The 2,861-nt window shown below is 76.0% G+C and carries 2 protein-coding genes; one reads left to right on the forward strand and one right to left on the reverse strand.

Annotation, left to right across the window (positions count from 1 at the left end):
• Positions 1 to 28 precede the first annotated feature (28 nt).
• Positions 29 to 811, reverse strand: coding sequence for a type 1 glutamine amidotransferase (locus VIM26_RS03345; RefSeq protein WP_331948914.1), 783 nt, complete (start codon positions 809 to 811; stop codon positions 29 to 31).
• 92 nt (positions 812 to 903) lie between these two features.
• Between VIM26_RS03345 and VIM26_RS03350 the strand changes: the two genes are divergently transcribed.
• Positions 904 to 2,861 (forward strand): TPM domain-containing protein (locus tag VIM26_RS03350; RefSeq protein WP_331948915.1); only part of this gene is annotated, 1,958 nt, incomplete at its 3' end.

Genomic DNA, 2,861 nt, shown 5'->3' on the forward strand with positions numbered 1-2,861 from the left:
CGTCCTATAGGACGTCAACGCTCGGACGTCAGCGGGGGTGAAAGGTTTCATCAGGGGAGCGCTCGCGGGGGTTCGTGCGCTGCGCACGGGCGTGTACGACGGCGGCGAAACCCTCGGCGATCGCCCGGCCGGCGGTGGAGATCTCCGGCTCGCGGGCGGCGTAGTCGCCGCCGACCGCCGCCGCGTCCAGGTCGTCGTGCTCGCGCGCCCAGGCGCGCAGCAGGGCCGCGCTCGCCTCCGGATGGAACTGCACGCCCCAGGCCGACCCGAGCCGGAACGCCTGGTACGGGTACCGCTCGCTCGAGGCGAGCCAGTCGGCGCCGGGCGGCAGCTCCACGACCGCGTCGGCGTGCATGCTCGGCATCGGGGTGCGGCGCCCGGCCGCGGCGAGAGTTCCCAGCACCGGGTCACCGGCGGCGGCGTCGTGCCAGCGGATCTCGGTGATCCCGGCCTCACGCCCGGCCGGCGCGGCGACCTGAACCCGCCCGCCACCGGCGACGGCGAGCAGCTGGGCACCCAGGCAGATCCCGAGCGTCGGGACCCCCGCGCCGGCCGCCGCGGCGAGCAGCGCGCGGGTCGCGGAGAGCCACGGCGCGACGTCGTCGGCGTAGGCGTCCATCTGTCCGCCGAGCACGATCAGCCCGTCCCCCACGAGATCCGGATCGGTCGGGACCGCCTGCCCGGCCCAGGCGCGCACGACCCGCAGCTCGAGCCCGTCGAGCCAGCCGGCGAACTGGTCGAGCGGGACGTCGTCGTCGTGCTGGACGACGGTCACGACCGGGCGGCCGGCGGCGGGATCCATTGAGGTCATCCGCGGACGCTATCGGACGCACCGACAGCTCCCGCCGGCCCGCGCCCGCCGGCTGGTTTGCCTTGCGGTCGGTCGAAGACCAGGATCGCCTGGTGACTCCAGCCCCCGCGCACGCGCGCACGAACCGGCGGGTTGCCACTCCCCGCGTCGCACTGCCGCTTCGCGCCGCGGGGGCCACCGTGCTCGGCGCGCTGCTCGCCGTCGGCCTCGCGGCGAGCCCTGCCGCGGCCGAGCCCCCGCAGAAGCTCACCGACGAGATCGTCGACACCGCGGGCGCCCTCGGCTCCCGCACCGCCGACGTCCGCCAGGCGCAGCAGGACCTCACCGCCGCGAACGGCATGCACCTGTACGTGGTGTTCGTGAAGAATTTCGACGGCGAAAAGGGCGTCGACTGGGCGGACAAGACGGCCAAGGAGTCCGGCCTGGGCGCGAAGGACCTCGTGCTCGCCGTCGCGCTGGACGACCACAAGTACTCCTTGGCCGTCGATAACGAGGGGCCGATCAGCATCGCGGACCAGACGAAGATCCGGGACGACACCCTCCAGCCGAAGCTCGTCGAGAAGGACTGGGCCGGAGCGGCGATCGATACCGCCAAGGCGCTCCAGGACACCAAGACCGGATCGGCGTCCGGCAGCGGTTCCGACGCCGCGGGCTCGAGCGGGTCGAGCGGCTCCTCGCCGCTGACCTGGCTGCTGCTGGGCCTCGCGGTGATCGGCGGCATCCTGCTCTTCCGCTCGCTGCGGGCCCGCAAGCGCACCGCCGCGCCCGCCGGGACGGCCGGACCGGGCGGCGGTCCCGGCGGGCCCGGCGCCCCCGTCCAGGTGGACATCGCGACCCTGGACCGCCGGGCGAGCGCCGCCCTCGTGTCGCTCGACGACGAGCTGCGGGCCTCCGAGCAGGAGCTGGGATTCGCCCAGGCGCAGTTCGGTACGGACCAGACCCAGGCCTTCGCCGCCGTGCTCAGGGACGCCAAGGACGCCGCGCTCAAGGCGTTCGGGCTGCGCCAGCGCCTGGACGACGCCGAACCGGAGACCCCCGACGAGCAGCGCGCGATGATCGAGCAGATCCTCGCGCTGACCGCGCACGCCCACGACGCCCTGCACGAGCAGACCGAGGCGTTCGACGCGCTGCGCGACCTGCAGGCCCGGGCCCCGGAGCTGCTCGAGGAGACCGACCGGCGCGCCGTAGAGGTCTCCGCCCGCATCGCCGCCGCGCGCGACGGGCTCGAACGCCTGCGCGCGACGTACCCCGCGACCTCCCTCGTCTCGGTCGCCACCAACCCGGAGCACGCCACGGCGCTGCTCGCGGCCGCGCGGGAGTCCGTCGCCAGGGGCCGCGAGGCGATCGCGGCCGAGGACCGCGGGACCGCGGTGGACGCAGGGCGCACCGCCGAGCACGCCGTCGCGCAGGCGGTGAGCCTGCTCGACGCCGTCGACCACGCGGGGGAGGCGCTCGCGGGCGCCTCGGCCGCGATCGCCGCCGGGATCGCCTCGCTCGGGTCCGACCTGGTCGACGTCGAGCGCCTCGCCCCGGGCGACCCCGCGGTCCGCGCGGCGGCCACCACCGCGGCCGCCGCGCGCGACGCGGCCCTTGCCGCAGGTCCGCAGAGCGACCCGCTGGAGCTCCTGCGCGCCCTGCGCACCACCGAGGCGGCCCTGGACAAGGCGCTCGAGCCGTCGCGCGACGAGGCGGAGCGGGCCGAGCGCGTGCGCACGCAGCTGATCAATGCCCTCGGGCCGATGCGCTCGAGGATCCGGGGCGTGGCCGCCTACGTCGACACGCGTCGCGGCGCCGTCGGGCCCGAGGCCCGTACCCGGCTGGCCGAGGCGCAGCGGCTCCTCGACGAGGCCGAGTCCCTGGCCGGCGCCGATCCCTCGCGCGGGCTGCAGGCTGCCGAGCGGGCCGACGAGCTCGGCGGCCAGGCGCAGTACCTCGCCCAGCAGGACGTCGAGGAGTTCGAGCGGGAGCGCGGCGGCCGCGGGCAGGGCGGCGGCTTCGGCGGCCGCGGGAACGCCGGCAGCCTGATCCTCGGCGGCATCCTCATCGACAG

Source organism: Pengzhenrongella sp., from assembly GCF_036565025.1.
In the GTDB taxonomy this organism is placed as follows: domain Bacteria; phylum Actinomycetota; class Actinomycetes; order Actinomycetales; family Cellulomonadaceae; genus Pengzhenrongella.

Excerpts from the sequence above, each read along its gene's own strand:
- VIM26_RS03345 (WP_331948914.1), bottom strand. The coding sequence starts at position 811 with ATGACCTCAATGGATCCCGCCGCCGGCCGCCCGGTCGTGACCGTCGTC.